Annotated in this window: 15 protein-coding genes; 8 read left to right on the top strand and 7 right to left on the bottom strand. The window is 70.1% G+C overall.

What is annotated here, in order from left to right; all coding sequences use genetic code 11:
* Positions 1–23 precede the first annotated feature (23 nt).
* From P0L94_09515 to P0L94_09480, 8 genes are all read left to right on the top strand, one after another.
* Positions 24–887 carry a branched-chain amino acid ABC transporter permease gene (locus P0L94_09515; protein WES62697.1) on the top strand — a complete coding sequence of 288 codons (864 nt, stop codon included), beginning with the start codon at positions 24–26 and terminating at the stop codon, positions 885–887.
* Positions 874–2,694, top strand: coding sequence for an ATP-binding cassette domain-containing protein (locus P0L94_09510; protein ID WES62696.1), 1,821 nt, complete (start codon positions 874–876; stop codon positions 2,692–2,694). Before P0L94_09515 ends, P0L94_09510 begins: the two co-directional genes overlap by 14 nt.
* Positions 2,691–3,377 carry an ATP-binding cassette domain-containing protein gene (locus P0L94_09505; GenBank protein WES62695.1) on the top strand — a complete coding sequence of 229 codons (687 nt, stop codon included), beginning with the start codon at positions 2,691–2,693 and terminating at the stop codon, positions 3,375–3,377. Before P0L94_09510 ends, P0L94_09505 begins: the two co-directional genes overlap by 4 nt.
* A gap of 110 nt (positions 3,378–3,487) precedes the next feature.
* Complete coding sequence (locus tag P0L94_09500) at positions 3,488–4,450, top strand: helix-turn-helix domain-containing protein (protein WES62694.1); 963 nt, start codon at positions 3,488–3,490, stop codon at positions 4,448–4,450.
* A gap of 266 nt (positions 4,451–4,716) precedes the next feature.
* A complete protein-coding gene (locus tag P0L94_09495) occupies positions 4,717–5,850 on the top strand; it encodes an alcohol dehydrogenase catalytic domain-containing protein (protein ID WES62693.1) in 1,134 nt (377 codons plus the stop codon).
* A complete protein-coding gene (locus P0L94_09490) occupies positions 5,847–6,653 on the top strand; it encodes a MoaF C-terminal domain-containing protein (protein ID WES62692.1) in 807 nt (268 codons plus the stop codon). The genes P0L94_09495 and P0L94_09490 overlap by 4 nt, the downstream gene beginning before the upstream one ends.
* A 10-nt stretch (positions 6,654–6,663) precedes the next feature.
* Positions 6,664–7,053, top strand: coding sequence for a nuclear transport factor 2 family protein (locus P0L94_09485; GenBank protein WES62691.1), 390 nt, complete (start codon positions 6,664–6,666; stop codon positions 7,051–7,053).
* Positions 7,054–7,055: 2 nt separating this feature from the next.
* Positions 7,056–7,778, top strand: a complete 723-nt coding sequence (locus tag P0L94_09480; GenBank protein ID WES62690.1) for an SDR family oxidoreductase — start codon at positions 7,056–7,058, stop codon at positions 7,776–7,778.
* Between the two features lie 190 nt (positions 7,779–7,968).
* Here P0L94_09480 and P0L94_09475 read toward each other — a convergent pair whose 3' ends face one another.
* The 7 genes from P0L94_09475 to hpaE all read right to left on the bottom strand — a co-directional run bounded on the left by P0L94_09475 (position 7,969) and on the right by hpaE (position 17,037).
* Positions 7,969–9,057: a trypsin-like serine protease gene (locus P0L94_09475; protein ID WES62689.1), complete on the bottom strand. Its 1,089-nt coding sequence runs from the start codon at positions 9,055–9,057 to the stop codon at positions 7,969–7,971.
* Positions 9,058–9,285: 228 nt separating this feature from the next.
* A complete protein-coding gene (locus P0L94_09470; protein WES62688.1) occupies positions 9,286–10,830 on the bottom strand; it encodes a GMC family oxidoreductase N-terminal domain-containing protein in 1,545 nt (514 codons plus the stop codon).
* A gap of 26 nt (positions 10,831–10,856) precedes the next feature.
* A complete protein-coding gene (locus P0L94_09465; protein WES62687.1) occupies positions 10,857–12,284 on the bottom strand; it encodes an aldehyde dehydrogenase family protein in 1,428 nt (475 codons plus the stop codon).
* 193 nt (positions 12,285–12,477) lie between these two features.
* Positions 12,478–13,281 carry an HpcH/HpaI aldolase/citrate lyase family protein gene (locus P0L94_09460; GenBank protein WES62686.1) on the bottom strand — a complete coding sequence of 268 codons (804 nt, stop codon included), beginning with the start codon at positions 13,279–13,281 and terminating at the stop codon, positions 12,478–12,480.
* The gene (locus P0L94_09455; GenBank protein ID WES62685.1) at positions 13,266–14,051 is read right to left on the bottom strand and encodes a fumarylacetoacetate hydrolase family protein; all 786 of its coding nucleotides are present in this window, start codon (positions 14,049–14,051) and stop codon (positions 13,266–13,268) included. The genes P0L94_09460 and P0L94_09455 overlap by 16 nt, the downstream gene beginning before the upstream one ends.
* Positions 14,052–14,241: 190 nt before the next feature.
* Complete coding sequence (gene hpaD, locus P0L94_09450) at positions 14,242–15,405, bottom strand: 3,4-dihydroxyphenylacetate 2,3-dioxygenase (GenBank protein ID WES62684.1); 1,164 nt, start codon at positions 15,403–15,405, stop codon at positions 14,242–14,244.
* Positions 15,406–15,477: 72 nt separating this feature from the next.
* Positions 15,478–17,037 carry a 5-carboxymethyl-2-hydroxymuconate semialdehyde dehydrogenase gene (gene hpaE / locus P0L94_09445; GenBank protein ID WES62683.1) on the bottom strand — a complete coding sequence of 520 codons (1,560 nt, stop codon included), beginning with the start codon at positions 17,035–17,037 and terminating at the stop codon, positions 15,478–15,480.
* Positions 17,038–17,039: the final 2 nt, after the last annotated feature.

Raw genomic sequence — 17,039 nt, 5'->3', positions numbered from 1 at the left:
CACCGCCACAACGAAGGAGTGACGTGGACATCCTCGGTTCTCTCGTCGTCGGCCTGAGCGCGGGCTCCCTCTTCGCCGTCTTCGGCGTGCTGCTCACGCTCATGGCCACGCTCACCCGCGTGATCAACTTCTCGCAGGTCGCCGTCGGCGTCTTCGGCGCCTACCTCTCGCTGCGCTTCGTGCCGCTGGGGCTGCCCGACTGGGCGATCGTGATCATCGCGATGCTCGCCAGCGCCGCGATCTCGTGCCTGCTCGGGTGGGTCATCTCGACGTGGCTCGGCGAGTCGAGCACGACGGCGCGGTCCGCGGTGACCGTCGCGACGCTCCTCGGCCTGATGTCGCTGTCGTTCATCGTCTTCGGCACCCGCCCCCAGGCGAATCCGCCGCTCGTGATCGGTCCGCTGTTCAACGTCGGCACGATCGCGGTCACGAAGGTCGGCGCGCTCATGCTGATGCTCGCCATCGCGGTGGCGGCCCTCGCGACGGTCGTGCTCAAGCTCACGCCGCTCGGGGTGCGCCTGCGCGCGATCTCGGACCGCCAGACCGCCGCGGAGCTGCTCGGCGTGAACGTCAAGGGCCTGCAGCTGATGGTGTGGGCCGCCGCCGGAGCGCTGTCGGGCCTGTTCATCTCGGTCGTCGGCAACGCCCAGGCCGCCAGCGCGACCTCGATGATCGTGCTGCTGATCCCCGCGGCCGCCGCGGCTCTGGTCGGAGCGTTCTCGAACCTCTGGCTCACCATCGTCGGCGGTCTGCTGGTCGGCGCCCTGCAGGGCGTCCTGACCTCGTTCCCCGAGATCACCCTGCTGCGGGACTGGGTGCCGCTGCTGGTGATCGTCCTGTTCCTGCTGTGGAACCAGCGCAAGGAGGTGTGGGATGTCGCCCGTTGAGGTGCACACCACGACAACGACCGCCGTCGGCCCGGGCGCAGTGCGCCCCGCGGAGGGGAGGACGTGGACGCCGTGGGCGATCGCACTCGGCTCCGTCGTCGTCGCGCTCGGACTCGGCTTCGCCCTGCCCGACTACTGGCTGCTGATCGCCACGTCGGTCCTCACCGCCATGGTCTCGCTCATGGGGCTGGGACTCGTGACCGGCACCGCCGGCATGATCGCGCTGTGCCAGCTCTCGTTCGCCGCCGTCGGCGGCTGGGTGCTGGACTTCCTGATGACCCAGACCGGCCTCCCCGACGCTCTCGGCGGGGTCGCCTTCATCGTCGCGATGATCGTCGGCGGCATCGCGGCGGCGGCACTCGGATTCGTCGTGGGGCTTCCGGCGCTGCGCCTGCGCGGCGTCAACCTCGCGGTGGTCACGCTCGGCGTCGCGGCGGCGATGGACATGACGCTCCAGAAGGTGTCGTTCCCCGACCAGTGGACGAACGTCCGCGTCCAGCGTCCGTTCGGCATCCCGGGGGCAGGGGACCTGACGGGCAACCGCGCGTACTTCTTCTTCGTCGTCGCGGTCGTCGTCATCCTCGCGATCGGCGTGTTCTACCTGCAGCGAAGCCGGTGGGGCGCCGCGTGGCGCTCGGTCGCGTTCTCCGAGCGCGGCACCGCCTCGGCGGGCATGAGCGTGACCATGGCCAAGCTCAGCGCGTTCACCGTGAGCGCGTTCCTGGGCGGCATCGCGGGCGGACTCATCGTCGGCCAGATCACGACCGCGAACTACATCACCTTCCAGACCCTGAACTCGCTCGGCCTCTACGTGCTGTCGATCGCAGTCGGGGCGCACCTGCTCGAGATGGCCCTGCTGGGCGGCATCCTGTTCGTGCTCATCCCCGAGATCTTCAAGCAGTTCAGCATCCCCCTGGAGTGGGCGAGCATCGCATATGCTGCGCTCGGCATCCAGGCGCTGACGACGAACTCCAACCTCGGCAACGACATCCGCAACGCCCTCATCCGGCGCCGCCGTCGCCGGGGCGGCGCGGACGGCGACTCGACGCTCGCATCGCTCGAACCCCTCGGGGCCGACCTGCCGCAGGCATCCGATCGCGTGCTGCTCGACGTCGAAGGGCTCACCGTGCGCTTCGGAGCCGTGACCGCGCTGTCGGACGTGCGCATGCAGCTGCACGAAGGCGAGATCCTGGGCCTCATCGGACCCAACGGAGCCGGGAAGTCGACGTTCATCGACGCGCTGACGGGATTCCTGCCCCACCACGAGGGCACCGTGCGGCTCGCCGGGCGCGAGCTCGACGTCCTCGCGCCGCATCAGATCGCCCGCGCGGGGCTGCGCCGCACGTTCCAGCAGGACCGTGTGCCGGCCACGATGACGGTCGGCGCCTACATGCGGTTCGTCGCCGGCGCGGGCGCCGACGCCGAACGCATCGACGAGGTGCTGCGCCTGTTCGGCTGCCCGCACCCGCGAACGCCGCTGCAGGTCGTCGACGTGGGGACACGCCGGCTCATCGAGGTCGCCGCGGGCGTCGCGGCAGGGCCCGAGCTGCTGCTGCTCGACGAGCCCGCCGCCGGACTGTCGCACGAGGAGCACGTGGCCTTCGCCGACCGTCTGCGGGCCGTCCCGAAGCTGTTCGGCGTGACGCTGCTCATCATCGAGCACGATCTCGACCTCGTGCGGAGCGTGTGCTCGAACCTCGTCGTGCTGAACTTCGGCGAAGTCCTCGCCGCGGGACCCCAGGAGGAGGTCCTGTCGGATCCGGAGGTCCTGAAGGCCTACATGGGAGAGACGGAGATGCTGTCATGAGCCTGGTTCTCGAAGGCGTCACGGTGCGCCGAGGCATCGGACCGGTCATCTCGGACGTGTCCGTCGAGGTCGCGCCCGGGGAGATCACCACGCTGGTCGGCCCGAACGGCGCCGGGAAGACGAGCCTGCTCGAGGCGGTCTCGGGAGTCGTGACCACCGTCAGCGGCGACATCACGATGGACGGCCGCGACGTGCGGAAGCTCTCGCGCCGCAAGCGCTCGCTCGCCGGCATCAAGCACGTCGAGCAGGGCCGCATGATCTTCCCCTCGCTCACGGTGCGCGAGAACCTCAAGCTCACGGCCCGCACGCGCGCCGACTTCGACGAGGCGCTGGCGCTGTTCCCCGAGCTGGAGAAGCGCATCGACAACGCCACGGTGCTGCTCTCGGGCGGCGAGCAGCAGATGGTGGTCCTCGCGAGGGCCTTCGCATCGAAGCCGAAGTACCTGCTGCTGGACGAGATGTCACTGGGGCTGGCGCCCGTGGTCTTCCTGCGCCTCATGCCGACGATCGAGCAGATCGCGGCATCCGGTGTCGGCGTCCTCCTGGTCGAGCAGTTCGCCCACCTCGCGCTCGGAGTGGCCAAGAGCGCGCTCGTGGTCACCGGAGGGCACGTGTCCTACCAGGGCTCGCCCGACGAGCTGCTGGCCGACGACGCCATGCTGCGCCAGGCGTACCTGGGCTGACCGGCCTCTGCCGATCGGGGCCCGTCCGCTGTCAGCCGGACGGGTCCCGACTTTTTTCTGGCCCACGGGCACTCGATCGTATATGATGTGGATCACCCGAGCTTGAGGTGATGACGCCCATGACTGCGACGATGACGTCCGAGACCGTTGCGACCAACGTCGCGAGGAACATCAGCGAGTTCCGCGCGGCCGTGAGCGATTCCTTCGTGCCGCTCCAGATCAGCAGCGACCATCCCGACCGCTTCCGCGGACTCATGCGCGCCGCCGGGGCCGACCAGGTGCACATCACCGACATCCGGGCGACCGATCACGTCGTCGAGCGCACTCCTGGCCTCATCGCCCGCGGGGATCAGCCCTACTTCAAGGTGAGCCTCATGCTCGCCGGTCAGTGCCTGCTGGTGCAGGACAAGCGTGAGGCGGCGCTGCGTCCTGGCGATCTCGCGGTCTACGACACGAGCCGTCCCTACACCCTCGCCTTCGAAGAGGACTTCCGCGCCGTCGTCGTGATGTTCCCGCGGCACTTCCTCACGCTTCCGCCCGAGCTCGTCGGCGAGATGACGGCGGTCCGGATCGCCGGTGACGCCGGGCTTGCGCCGGTCGTGACACCCTTCCTCAGCCAGCTGGCCGTCAACCTCGACCAGCTGGCAGGACCCACGGGCACGCGGCTCGTCCACAGCGCGCTCGACCTCGTCACGACCGTGTTCAGTCGCGAACTGGGGTTGGACCGCGCCGCGGCAGCCGATCCGCATCGCGAACTGCTCCACCGCATCCGCGGCTACATCGACCAGAACCTCGGCTCGACCGATCTCAGCCCAGCCTCGATCGCCGCCGCGCACTTCATCTCCACGCGGCACCTGCACGGACTGTTCCAGGAGCAGGGCAAGACCGTGTCGACCTGGATCCGCGAGCGACGCCTCGAGCAGACCCGCCGCGAACTGGTCGATCCGCTCTTCGCCGAGCGCTCGGTCGCCGAGATCGCCGCACGGGCCGGCTTCGTCGACGCCGCCCACTTCAGCCGCGCCTTCAAGACCGCGTTCTCGGTGTCGCCGAGCGTCTACCGCGCCGCCAACTGAGCGGTTGCATCCGGCGGGACACGGCCGGATGATGTCCGTACCTTCCGCGTGATTCCGCGCGATGGCGGGCCAGGCCTGCCCGTCGCGCACGCCTGACCACGGCCCGATCGTGCCGCCTGCGCAGCCGCCCTTGCCGGTGCGGGCAGAGGATTTGACTCTCCCTGCGCGAAGCCGTCGCGGCGATTGAGGGCGGGGCGCGCCTGCGAACAGCATGGATGAGCGCTCCGCATCACAGGCGGCGGATGCGCGTGAGGAGTCCCGCAGACGTGACCGAGTACATCGCACAGAGCAGACAGGTCGTCTTCCCCCGCATCGGGGAGATCACCCTGCAGAGCCAGCCGGTGCCCGCACCGGGCCCGGACGACGTCGTGATCCGCGTCGCCCTGGTGGGCATCTGCGCCACCGACCTCCACCTGCTCGCCGGCCACATCGGCGACCCGTTCCCGCTCGTCCCCGGCCATGAGTTCGTCGGAGAGGTCGCTGCGCTCGGAGACCGTGCGGCCGCGTCGCGCGGGCTGTCGATCGGCCACCACGTCGCCGTCGAGATGCTGCTGCCGTGCCGTGCCTGCGCGCGGTGCCGCGAGGGCCGCTACAACCTGTGCGAGCGCGACGACATGGCCACCGGGCTCGACCGCGGTCGCCAATACGGCGTCAACATCCCGCGCACCGAGGCCCCCGGCCTGTGGGGCGGCTACGCAGAGTACCTGTGGGCGCCCCAGGAGGCCGTCATTCACCGACTCCCGGCGGAGCTGCCGTGGGAGCGCGCGGTGCTGGTGGAGCCGCTGGCGGTCGCGCACCGCGCGATCGCGCGGGGACGGGTGGCCCCGGGCGAGGACGTCGTGGTGATCGGCCCCGGCCCGGTCGGCATCCTCACGGTCGCCGCGGCCCGCGCGGCCGGCGCCGGCCGCGTCGTCGCGATCGGCACCCGCGCCTCGCGCCTCGAGCTGTGCCGCGCGTTCGGCGCCGACGCCGTGGTCAACCTGCGCGAGACCGATGATCTGCTCGGAGCCGTCCGCGAGGCCTTCGCAGGCCGCCTGCCCGATGTCGCGATCGAGATCGCCGGCGTCGCCTCGGCTCAGCAGGACGCCGTCCGCCTCGTGCGTCGCGGCGGGCGCGCCGTGCTCGCCGGCGCCTGCGGGGCGCACGTCGAGATCGGCTTGTTCGCGGACGAGGACCTTCTCACGCGCGAGATCGACGTCCTGCCGAGCTTCCTGTCGGCGGGCGGCTTCGAGCCCGCGATCGCGCTCCTGGCCCGCGACGGGTTCCCGTTCGAGGACCTCGTCACCCACCGCTTCGGCCTCGACGAGGTCGCCACCGCGTTCGATCGCATCGAATCGCGCGCGGACGGCGTCCTCAAGGCCGTCCTGGATCCCCGAATGAACGATGGAGGAAACCGATGACCGACCTGGCAGCAGCCGACCCCGCACTCGACGAATGGCGCACGTACGACGAGTTCGCCGCGGGGATCGACACCTACCGCCTCCCGAACGTCCCGCTGGCGGGACGCGCGATCTCGGTCGCGCTCGAGGACGGGACCGAGATCGACCTGACCTTCGCCGACGACCATGTGACGTGGGAGGCCTCCGGTGCGATCGAGGCCGCAGAGGGCACCGTCGACCCGTATGACGCCGTCGCCGTCCGCGACGACGTCGTGTTCGTCAACCTGCCCCTGACCAGCCGCGAGCGCTCCGCGATCACGCTGATCTACTCCACGACGACCCACCGCGCGATGGTGATCCTCAGCCACATCTCCGACGAGGCCGTCGAGGGCACCCCGCAGGTGACGCAGCGCTTCTGGGCGGGCGTCACCAACGGCGGCGAGCCCACCGGTGAGGTGCCGGGCCCCAGCCGCGACCTGATCGGCAAGCGGAACGTCTACCGCTACAGCCCGCACCACCTGTACGAGCACGTGTACCTGTCGAGCCAGCGCTACAGCTGGCAGTGCATCGAGGGCGTCCAGCGCGGTCACGGCGACACGGACCTGTCGACGGTGTGGAAGTTCGCCGACGGGCTCTACCTGTTCTGCTTCCGCGAGTTCCGCATCGCCGTGGCGAGCGTGTGGCTCCACGACCTCGGCTACCAGCTGCGCACCACCGGCATCTTCCTCGGCCTCAACGGCGAGGGCGAATCCGAGCACTCGCGCGCGGGCGGTCACATCTACCCCCTGGGCGCGGTCGTCTACCCCGACGTCCAGCCCGTCTGACAGGAGAGACATGGGAAACGCAGACATCATCCGCGCGCACTACGCGGCATCCGACCGGGGAGACATCGAGGGGATGCTGGCGCCGCTGGCTTCCGACGTGCGCTGGACCGAGGCGGCGGGATTCCCCTACGCCGGCACGTACATCGGCCCGCAGGCGGTCGCCGAGAACGTCTTCGCCCGCATCCAGGCCGACTGGGAGGGCTTCACGCTCGCGATCGACGAGGTCATCGACGGCGGCTCGACCGTCGTGGGCCTGGGGACCTACTCCGGAACCAACCGCGTCACCGGGCGCCCCTTCACGGCACGCGTGACCCACATCTGGCGCCTCGAGGACGGCGCGGTCACGGGGTTCGAGCAGATCACCGACACCGTCCCGGTCGCCCGGGCACTCGAGGCCTAGGCGTGGGCGGGCGATTCGACGGCCGCGTCGCGGCCGTCACCGGGACGACCAGCGGCATCGGCCGCGGCATCGCGCAGGCCCTCCTCGACGAGGGCGCGCGCGTGTTCGGCCTCGACCTCGAAGCCGGCGGGCCGGGGGAGTTCGTCGAGTGCGACGTCGCGGATGCGCTGTCGGTGACGGCCGCCGCCGCCGAAGTGCTCGCCGCCACCGACGGGCGCATCGACCATGTCGTGGCGAACGCCGGCATCCGCGGCGCCGACGCGCCGGCCGAGACGGTCGCGATCGACGACTTCGATGCGGTGATCGCGGTGAACCTGCGCGGCGTGTTCCTGACGCTCCGGGCGTTCTCGGCGGCCATGCTCACGGCGCGCACGGGCAGCATGGTCGCGATCGCGTCCATGTCGGGCAATCGCGTCGTCAACGTGCCGCAGAAGACCGTCGCCTACAACACCGCCAAGGCGGGCGTGACCGCGATGGCGCGCTCGCTGGCGGTGGAGTGGGGCCCGCGCGGCGTGCGGGTGAACACCGTCTCGCCGGGGTACGTGTCGACCCCGTTCCTCGAGGCCGACACCGCGATGCATCCGCAGTGGCTGCCGGGCACGGTCCCGGGGCGGTTCGCCGCCATCGAGGAGATCGCCGCGGGAACGCTGTACCTGCTGTCGGATGAGGCCGGCTACTGCCACGGCACCGATCTGCTCATCGACGGCGGGTACTCGCTGCGCTGACGCGCACGCGAAGCAGGAGGGTCCGGGGTCGGGGGACGCCGGGCCCTCCTTCGATTTCTTCTCGGTGCGGGCAATCCCCGCAAGCGGCATGCCGCCTACGGGCTCTGGAGCGCATGAGCATCGTGTGATCGTCGACACTCCAGCCGGGGTCGGAGTCTTCGCCTCGACTGGTCGTTTGGACGGGATGCCGCTACGGGTGATCCTGCCTTGCCCGACGGACGAGACCGGTGAGGCGCTCGCCGCCCGCGACGAAGTTGTTCGCACTGCTTTCACCCGATGTGACGCCGACGACGTATGGGCCGTCCGACCAGAAGCCGAACACGGGGCTGCCGGACTGACCGGGCCAATTGTCGAACGTGTCGCTGAGGAGCACTCGCCCTCCGCTGTCGGAGTCGAAGTCGTCCTCGTCAAGCGCGAAGTCGCGCTGGTATGTCGCCAGCTCGCCGGTCCAGCTGAAGTCCTGGGGGTACCCGATGTTGCGCCAGGGGAGCACCTCGTCATCCCACGAGTCCGAGTACGTGCGCGCGCCGAACCACCCGTACGTGTCGCCCAGACGCTGATCGAGGACGATGACCGAGTAGTCGTCGTCCATGTTCGTGGAACTGTAGTTGGCGGCGGTCACCTTCTGGGCGTAGTAGGCGTGTGTTCCGTACGCGGCCGCCAGCGAGCTGCCGTTCGTGTAGAGGACGTCGACGCGGAGCCAGCCGGGCGTCCAGTCGACGCAGTGGCTCGCTGTCAGCACGTGCCGCGGCCCGATGAGCACGCCGCTGCCGCTCCACCCGGATGGACGCGTCATGCGGACCACGCAGCGCCAGGGATAGTGCTCGTCGTAGTAGACCCATCGCCCATCCGGGTTGAAGACGGTCGTCGGCCGGATGTCGCGGTCGTCTCTGAACGCCCGAACGCCCCGCAGCCCCTTCGGCAGCTTCGGAGTGATCGCGACATCGTCGCGGTCCGCGGGAATGGAGGGTGCGAGCTCGTCGGGGTTCATGCGTGACAGACCTGCCGTCAGCTTCCGCTTCGTGACCCGGACGAGTTCCGGCGCCGCGCGCTCGATCAGAGCCGTCCGAGCGCGAGCGACGGACACGTTCACGCGCCATCGACCGTCCGCGGTCTGTTCGACGGCGACCTTCGGCTTGCCGTGGGTATCGGTGGCGATGTCGAAGCTCGCCGTGATCGGCGTCGGAGGCGCGGCCTCGTGGCGCCGGATGCTCAGTTCTGCTTTGCGGAGTGCGCGTTCGGTGAGAGGCGGTTCGACACCGCCGGTGTTCTTGTCCATGCGGAGTAGAGGCGCGAGGAGCCGGCGCTGATACATCCGATCGCTTGGGCATTCGGCGCGGCGACACACGCCGAAGAAGTGCGAACGGCATGAGCACCGACCTCGGCGCGAACCACCGGAGGTCCGACTGGCATAGCGGTGGGTGGGGTGCAGGTGCAGGGCGCGCGAATGAGGTATCGCCACAAGGGCCGGGATCCTCAGGATCCCGGCCCTTGTCGGCGTGCGGCCTCAGGCGGTCGTCGCCGCCGCGGGCACGAGCGCGGCATCCTCGATGAGGAAGCGCGCGCCGAGCTCGCCGATGAGCACAGCCGGCGCGTTCGTGTTGCCCGTCGTCACCTGCGGCATGATCGACGCGTCGATGACGCGCAGCCCGTCGATGCCGCGCACGCGCAGACGCGGGTCGACCACGGCCTCGTCGTCGACGCCCATGCGGCACGTGCCGACCTGGTGGTGATAGGTCACCACGGTGCGGCGGACCCAGTCCTCCAGCTCGTCGTCCGAGACGTCGGTGCCGGGGTACACCTCGACGGCTCCCCATTCGTCGGCGAGCGCCGGCTGACGGCCGATCGAGCGGCACTTGGCCACCGACGCGACCATCGAGCGGACGTCCTCCGGGTCCTCCATCGTGGCGGGGTCGATGAGCAGCTCGTCGTCCAGCCCCGGGCCCGAGAGCGTCACGCTGCCGCGGCTCTTGGGGCTGACGATCCCCGCCATCAGCGAGAACCCGTCGTCGATGATCGGCTCGAGGTAGTCGTTGAACATCGGCACCGAGAAGTGGATCGGCTGGGTGTCGGGCACCTCGAGTTCGGGCAGGCTCTTCCAGAAGTGGTGGCTCTGGGTCACCGAGGTGCCCGGCGCGGGCGGTCCCACCTTCTTCGCGGTCGTGGTGAAGATGACCGGCGACAGGAAGTGGTCGTGCAGGTTCTTGCCGACCGCGGGCGCATCGAGGATCACCGGGATGCCGAGGGCCTCGAGCTCCGCCGCCGGACCGATGCCCGAGCGCAGCAGGATCGCGGGGGAGTCCAGGGCGCCGGCGGCGAGGACGACCTCATCGGCGCGCAGCTCGGTGTCCTCGCCCTGGGCGCGGTAGCGGACGCCGACGGCGGTGCCGTCCTCGACGATGACCGAGTGGACGTGCGCGCCGGTGACGATCGTCAGACGATCGCGGACGGGCTTGAGGTAGGTCGTCCAGGTGTTGGCGCGGACGCCGTCCTTCATGGTCACCTGCTGCTGCGACGCGCCGTCGATGCTCTCGCCGTTGTAGTCAGGGTTGCGTTCGAGGCCCTCCTCGACGCACGCATCGAGGATCGACGCCTGGATCGGCGCGAGCTCGTAGTCGTCGGTGACCGGAAGCGGGCCGCCGACGCCGTGGAGGTCGGACGCGCCGCCCGAAAAGTCCTCGATCGCCTTGTACACCGGTAGCACGTCGTCCCAGGCCCAGCCCTCATTGCCGAGCGCTGCCCAGTTGTCGTAGTCGGCCGGAGGGCACCGCACCCAGATCATGGCGTTGAGCGCGTGGGACCCGCCGAGCACCTTGCCGCGGGGCAGGTGCAGGCGGCGCCCGGCCGCGTGCTCCTGGGGGACCGTGTAGTAGTCCCAGTCATCCGCGCTGTGCCACAGCTCGCCCATGCGGGCGGGGTCGTGGATCGCCGGATTGGTGTCTTCGCCGCCTGCTTCCAGCAGCGTCACCTCGACGCCGGCGTCGATAAGCCTGCGGGCGACGACCGCACCCGCAGAGCCTGCGCCGACGACGATCGCTGTCTTGATGGACATCGTTGTTCCCTTCGTCCTGGAGTGTGTCAGCCGTTGATGATCTGCGGCACGGCCACCGCCTTGAGACCTTCGGCCCCGAACTCCAGGCCGTATCCCGACGACTTCACGCCGCCGAAGGGCACCTGGGGGTGCAGGCCGCCGTGCGAGTTGATCCACACGGTGCCCGACTGGATGCGGGTCGCCAGAGACAGCGCCTCCTCGCGCGTGCCGGCCCACACCGAGGCGCCGAGGCCCACGTCGAGCCGGTTCGCGCTGGCGATGGCGTCCTCGACGTCGGTGTAGCGGACCACGGGCAGGGCCGGACCGAACTGCTCCTCGTCCACGAGGGCGATGCCGTCGGCGACGTCGGCCACGATCGTGATCGGGTAGAAGAGGTCGCCGAGGTCGGCCGCCGGCGCGCCGCCCGTGACGATGCGGCCGCCGTTGGCCTTGGCATCCTCGACCAGGCGGCTGACGATGTCGAACTGCTGCGGATTCTGCAGCGGGCCGAGCACGTTGTCCTCGTCCAGCCCCGGGCCCATCGGCGTCTGCTCCGCGACGGCGGCGAGGGCGGCGATGACGTCCTCGTAGATCGAGTCGTGCACGTAGAGGCGCTTGAGGGCCGCGCACGTCTGGCCGGTGTTGATGAACGCGCCCCAGAAGAGATCCTGTGCGATCGCCTGCGGGTCCGCGCTGGGCAGCACGATGCCGGCGTCGTTGCCGCCGAGCTCGAGCGTGAGGCGGGCGAGGTTGCCGGCGGAGCCCTCGATGATCTTGCGGCCGGTCGCCGTCGAGCCGGTGAACATGACCTTGTCGATGTCGGGGTGCGCCGCCAGCCGCGCGCCGACGTCGCGCCCGCCCGACACGCCGATCAGGACATCCGCGGGGAGCACCTCGTTCATGATCGCGAGCATCGCCAGCACGCTCAGCGGCGTGTTCTCGCTCGGTTTGACCACGACGGTGTCACCCATGCGCAGCGCCGGGCCGATCTGCCAGATGCCGATCATGAGCGGCCAGTTCCACGGGCCGATCGCCGCGACGACGCCGATCGCCTTGTAGATGAGCGTCGCGTGGCCGGACTCGTCGTCGACGAGCACCTCGGGGTCGAGCGGCGTGTTCGCCGCCGAGCGCAGCCATGTCGAGCACGCGCCGACCTCGAAGCGGGCGCCCGGGCCGTTGAGGGGCTTGCCCTGCTCGCGCGAGAGGATGCGCGCGAGGGCCTCGGCGTTCGCGTCGATCGCGTCGGCCGCCTTCAGCAGCAGCTCCTGGCGGGCGGGGTGGCCGAGGGCCTCCCACGCCGGCTGGGCGGCCTTGGCGCGCGCGATGGCGTCGTCGAGGTCCTCCACGGTGTGCACGGGTGCACGCCCGATCACCTCGCGGGTGGCGGCGTCGAGGATCTCGCGGCCTTCTCCGGCGGGGGCCTGGACGCGATCGAGGACCTCGACCTCGTCGAGGACGGAAGGGGAATCGGACATCGGCGTCTCTTTCTGTTCGCAAGCTGTTCCCGGTGCTGCGGATCGTGCCGCAGCGCCGCAGGCGCTCTTATTCTTCGCCGCCGTCCCCGCTCGGGCTTGACGGTGAGCGCGCCGGTGATGACCCAGCGCGAACGACTGCGGCGAGGCGTGAGCATCCGCTCCACCGCCTCGCCGCAACGATCGTCCTGGCGCGTCAGTACCCCGCGCGCCGCGTGGTGTCGGCCTCGGGGATGAAGCGCGCCGCGAGAGCCTCGGAGCCGCGCGCGAGAAGCGCGACATCGGCGCCGACCAGGATGAACGAGACCCCGGCCTCGACGTAGGCGTCTGCGGTCGCCGGGTCGAAGGCGTTGACGCCGACGGGCTTGCCGGCGGCGCGGACGGCGTCGAACGTCGCCCGGACCGCGGCGACGACATCGGGATGCGTCTGCGCGCCGAGCAGCCCCATCGAGGCGGCCAGGTCGCTCGGGCCGACGAACACGCCGTCGACGCCGTCGACCGCCGCGATCTCCGCGGCGGCGGTCACGGCCGCGGCGGTCTCGACCTGCACGAACAGCGACACGTGCGCGTCGGCATCCGCGAGGTAGCCGTCGACACGGTTCCAGCGGGCCGAGCGGCCGAGCGCCGAGCCGACGCCGCGGCGCCCGCGCGGGGGATACCGCACGGCCTGGACGGCGGCCTCGGCATCCTCGGCGCTGTTCACCATCGGCACGAGGATGTTCTGCGCGCCGAGGTCCAGCACCTGCTTGATCAGCACCTGGTCGTTCGAGGGCACGCGGACCAGCGGCGTGATCGGGTACGCGGCGACGGCCTGCAGCTGCGCGAGCACCGATTCCAGGCCGTTGGGGGCGTGCTCCATGTCGATCAGCAGCCAGTCCAGACCCGAGCCGGCGGCGATCTCGGCGACGAGCGGCGAGCCCGTGCACACCCACATGCCCGCGAGGGCCCGGTCTGTGTTCGCGAGATCGTCGCGGAAGGTCGGGGTCAGACGAAGCGGCATGAGATGGTTCCCATCGGTCCGAAGTCGCAGTGCACGGTGTCACCGCGCGAGACCCACATCGGCCTCGTGAACGAGCCTGCCAGGATGATCTCCCCGGCCTCCAGACGCGCGCCGTGCTGGTGGAACTTGTTCGCCAGCCACGCGACCCCCGTCGCGGGGTGCCCGAGCACGCCGGCGGCGACGCCGGTCTCCTCGATCTCGCCGTTGCGCGCGAGCACGCCCGGCACCCACGGCAGGTCGACCTCGTCCGGGCTGCGGTGCACATCGCCGAGGACCATGGCGCCGTATGCGGCGTTGTCGCTGATGGTGTCGACGATCGTGCGACCCTCGAGCTCGATGTGGGAGTTCAGCACCTCGAGCGCGGGCACCGCGTAGTCGATCGCGGCGAGCGCGTCCTCGAGCGTGCAGTCGGGGCCCTCGAGCGGCGTCTTGAGGACGAACGCGAGCTCGACCTCGATGCGCACGTTCGAGAAGTGGTCGACGGGGATCTCGGCGCCCGTCGGGTACACGGTGTCGTCGAACATGACGCCGTAGTCGGGCTCGCTGATGCCTGTCGCCTGCTGCATCGCCTTCGAGGTCAGGCCGATCTTGCGACCCACCAGGCGGCGCCCCGCGGCCAGGTTCTTGTCGCGCCACACGCCCTGGATCGCGTAGGAGTCCTCGACCGTGGCCTCGGGGTACCGGGCGGTGATCCGCGGGATCACGCTGTGGTTCCGGTCCGCTTCGGCCAGCTCGTCGGCGATCTCGGCGATCTGCTCGGGTGTCAGCATCCGTCTTCCTCTTCTCCGGCGGAGCCCCGCCTCATATCTCGTTCCGTGTCCCACTTCTTGTCGCTCCGGCCGCCGCCAGGCGGCCAATAGTGGGACACGGCCCTTCGCCCCTCGGCATCGTGTCCCACTTTTCGCCGCGCGCCCAGGGCGCAGGCGGCGAAAAGTGGGACATGGATGCCGGGGATGCCGGCTACAGCTGGTGGCCGAGCTTGTACTCGCCGAGCTTCCAGTCGGGCATCGACTCGGTGTCGTCGGCGCGCGTGTACGAGAAGCCGTCGGCGCCGATGGTCACCGCCATCTCGGAGTCGTCGGTGCGGGCGACGACCGGCTGCGGGTTGCCGTCGAGGTCGAGCACCAGCGAGGCCTCGGTATACCAGGTCGGGACGACGGGGTTGCCCCACCAGTCGCGGCGCTGGTTGTCGTGGACGTCCCACGTGACGACCGGGTTGTCGGGGTCGCCGGTGTAGTAGTCCTGCGTGTAGATCTCGACGCGGTGGCCGTCGGGGTCGCGCAGGTAGAGGTAGAACGCGTTCGATACGCCGTGGCGGCCGGGGCCGCGCTCGATGCGGTCCGACATGCGGAGGGCACCCAGCTTGTCGCAGATGGCGAGGATGTTGTGCTTCTCGTGCGTGGCGAAAGCGACGTGGTGCATGCGCGGGCCGTCGCCGCCGGTCATCGCCGTGTCGTGCACGGTGGGCTTGCGGCGCATCCACGCGGCGTACACGGTGCCCGCCTCGTCCTGGATGTCCTCGGTGACGCGGAAGCCGAGGTCCTGCATGAACTTCGTCGCGCGCGGGACGTCGGGGGTCACCTGGTTGAAGTGGTCCAGGCGCACCAGCTCGCCGGGCGTGTGCAGGTCGTACCGCCACGACAGGCGCTCGACGTGGTCGGTGGCGTAGAAGAACTCGTACGGGAAGCCCAGCGGGTCGGTGACGCGCACCGAGTCGCCGATGCCCTTGGTGAAGCCGTCGGCCTTGCGCTCCACGCGGCAGCCGAGCTCGGTGTAGAACGCCACCGCCTTGTCGAGGTCTGCCTCGCTGCGCACGCGGTACGAGAACGCCGCGACCGCGGCGACGGGGCCCTGACGCAGCACCAGGTTGTGGTGGATGAACTCCTCGGTCGAGCGGAGGTAGACCGCGGTGTCGTCCTCTTCGGTGACGTAGAGGCCGAGGACGTCGACGTAGAAGTTCCGCGACACCGTCAGGTCGGTCACGACCAGCTCCATGTAGGCGCAGCGCAGGATGTCGGGCGCGGGGGAGGAGGGCGTCGGGATGGGATTGTCGGTGTGGATGGGCGCCTCCTGGCTCACGTAGAAGCCGGAGGAGGTCAGGGTCTTTTCAGTGCGGTCGGTCATGTCAGCGTCCTTGCTTGTCAGTGGTGGATGGTGCGGAGGCGGCGGCGGGATGAGGTCGCCGCCGCCTCCGGGTCAGCGGGGGTCCGGGTCGTCGAGGTCGGTGGCCTCGTGGTGCTCCTGCTTGCCGAAGGTCGGGTTGTGGACCTTGCCCAGCGTGATGTGCACCGACTGCTGGTCGGTGTAGAAGTCGATCGAGCGGTAGCCGCCCTCGTGGCCCAGGCCCGAGGCCTTGACTCCGCCGAACGGCGTGCGCAGGTCGCGCACGTTGTTCGAGTTCAGCCACACCATGCCCGCCTCGACCGACTGCGCGAAGTTGTGGGCGCGCTTGAGGTCGTTGGTCCAGATGTAGGCGGCGAGGCCGTACTTGGTTTTGTTGGCCAGGGCCAGTGCCTCTTCGTCGGTGTCGAACGGCGTGATCGCCACGACCGGGCCGAAGATCTCCTCCTGGAAGATGCGCGCATCCGGCGAGACGTCGGCGAACACCGTCGGGGCGACGAAGTTGCCCTCGTCGAAGCCGGCGGGGCGGCCGCCGCCGGCGACGAGGCGGCCCTCGGTCTTGCCGATCTCGACGTAGCTCATGACCTTCTCGTAGTGCTCGGGATGCACGAGTGCGCCGACCTCGGTGTTCGGGTCGTGCGGATAGCCGACCACGACGCGCTTCGCCTGCGCGGCGTAGCGCTCGACGAACTCGTCGTAGACGTCGCGGTGGACCAGGATGCGGCTGCCGGCGGTGCAGCGCTCGCCGTTCAGCGAGAACACGCCGAAGATGGTGGCATCGATCGCGGCGTCGAGGTCCGCGTCGGCGAACACGACGGCGGGGCTCTTGCCGCCGAGCTCCATCGACAGGCCCTTGAGGTACGGGGCGGCGTTGCCGAAGATGAGCTGGCCGGTGCTGCTCTCGCCCGTGAACGAGATGAGCGGGACGTCCGGGTGCTTCACCAGCGCGTCGCCGGCGTCTTCGCCGAGACCGTTCACGAGGTTGAACACGCCCTTCGGCAGACCCGCCTCTTCGAAGATGCCCGCCCACAGCGAAGCCGACAGCGGCGTGAACTCGGCGGGCTTGAGGACGACGGTGTTGCCGGTGGCCAGCGCCGGGCCCAGCTTCCACGACTCGAGCATGAAGGGCGTGTTCCACGGCGTGATGAGGCCGGCGACGCCGATCGGCTTGCGGTTGACGTAGTTGATCTGGCGGCCGGGCACCTTGTAGGTGTCGTCGGCCTGCGCCACGATCAGGTCCGCGAAGAAGCGGAAGTTCTCGGCGGCGCGGCGCGCCTGGCCGAGCGCCTGCGTGATCGGCAGGCCCGAGTCGAAGGATTCCAGCTCCGCCAGGCGCGCGTCGCGCGACTCGACGATGTCGGCGATGCGGTGGAGGATCCGGCTGCGCTCGCGGGGCAGCATCCGGGGCCACGGCCCCTCGGTGAAGGCGCGCGTGGCGGCGGCGACGGCGAGGTCGATGTCGGCCTTCTTACCGGCCGCGGCCTGCAGGTACGTCTCGTTCGAGACCGGGTCGAGCACGTCGAACGTGTCGCCGTCCACCGAGTCGACGAACTCTCCGTCGATGTAGTGCTGGATGCGGGTGGGCAGGTCGTCGGGGACGTGTCGCTGCGATGCGACCAGGGTGGTGTCGGTCATGG

It is taken from the genome of Microbacter sp. GSS18 (assembly GCA_029319145.1).
GTDB lineage: Bacteria > Actinomycetota > Actinomycetes > Actinomycetales > Microbacteriaceae > Microbacterium.
This window is presented reverse-complemented; position numbering and strand designations above follow the sequence as displayed.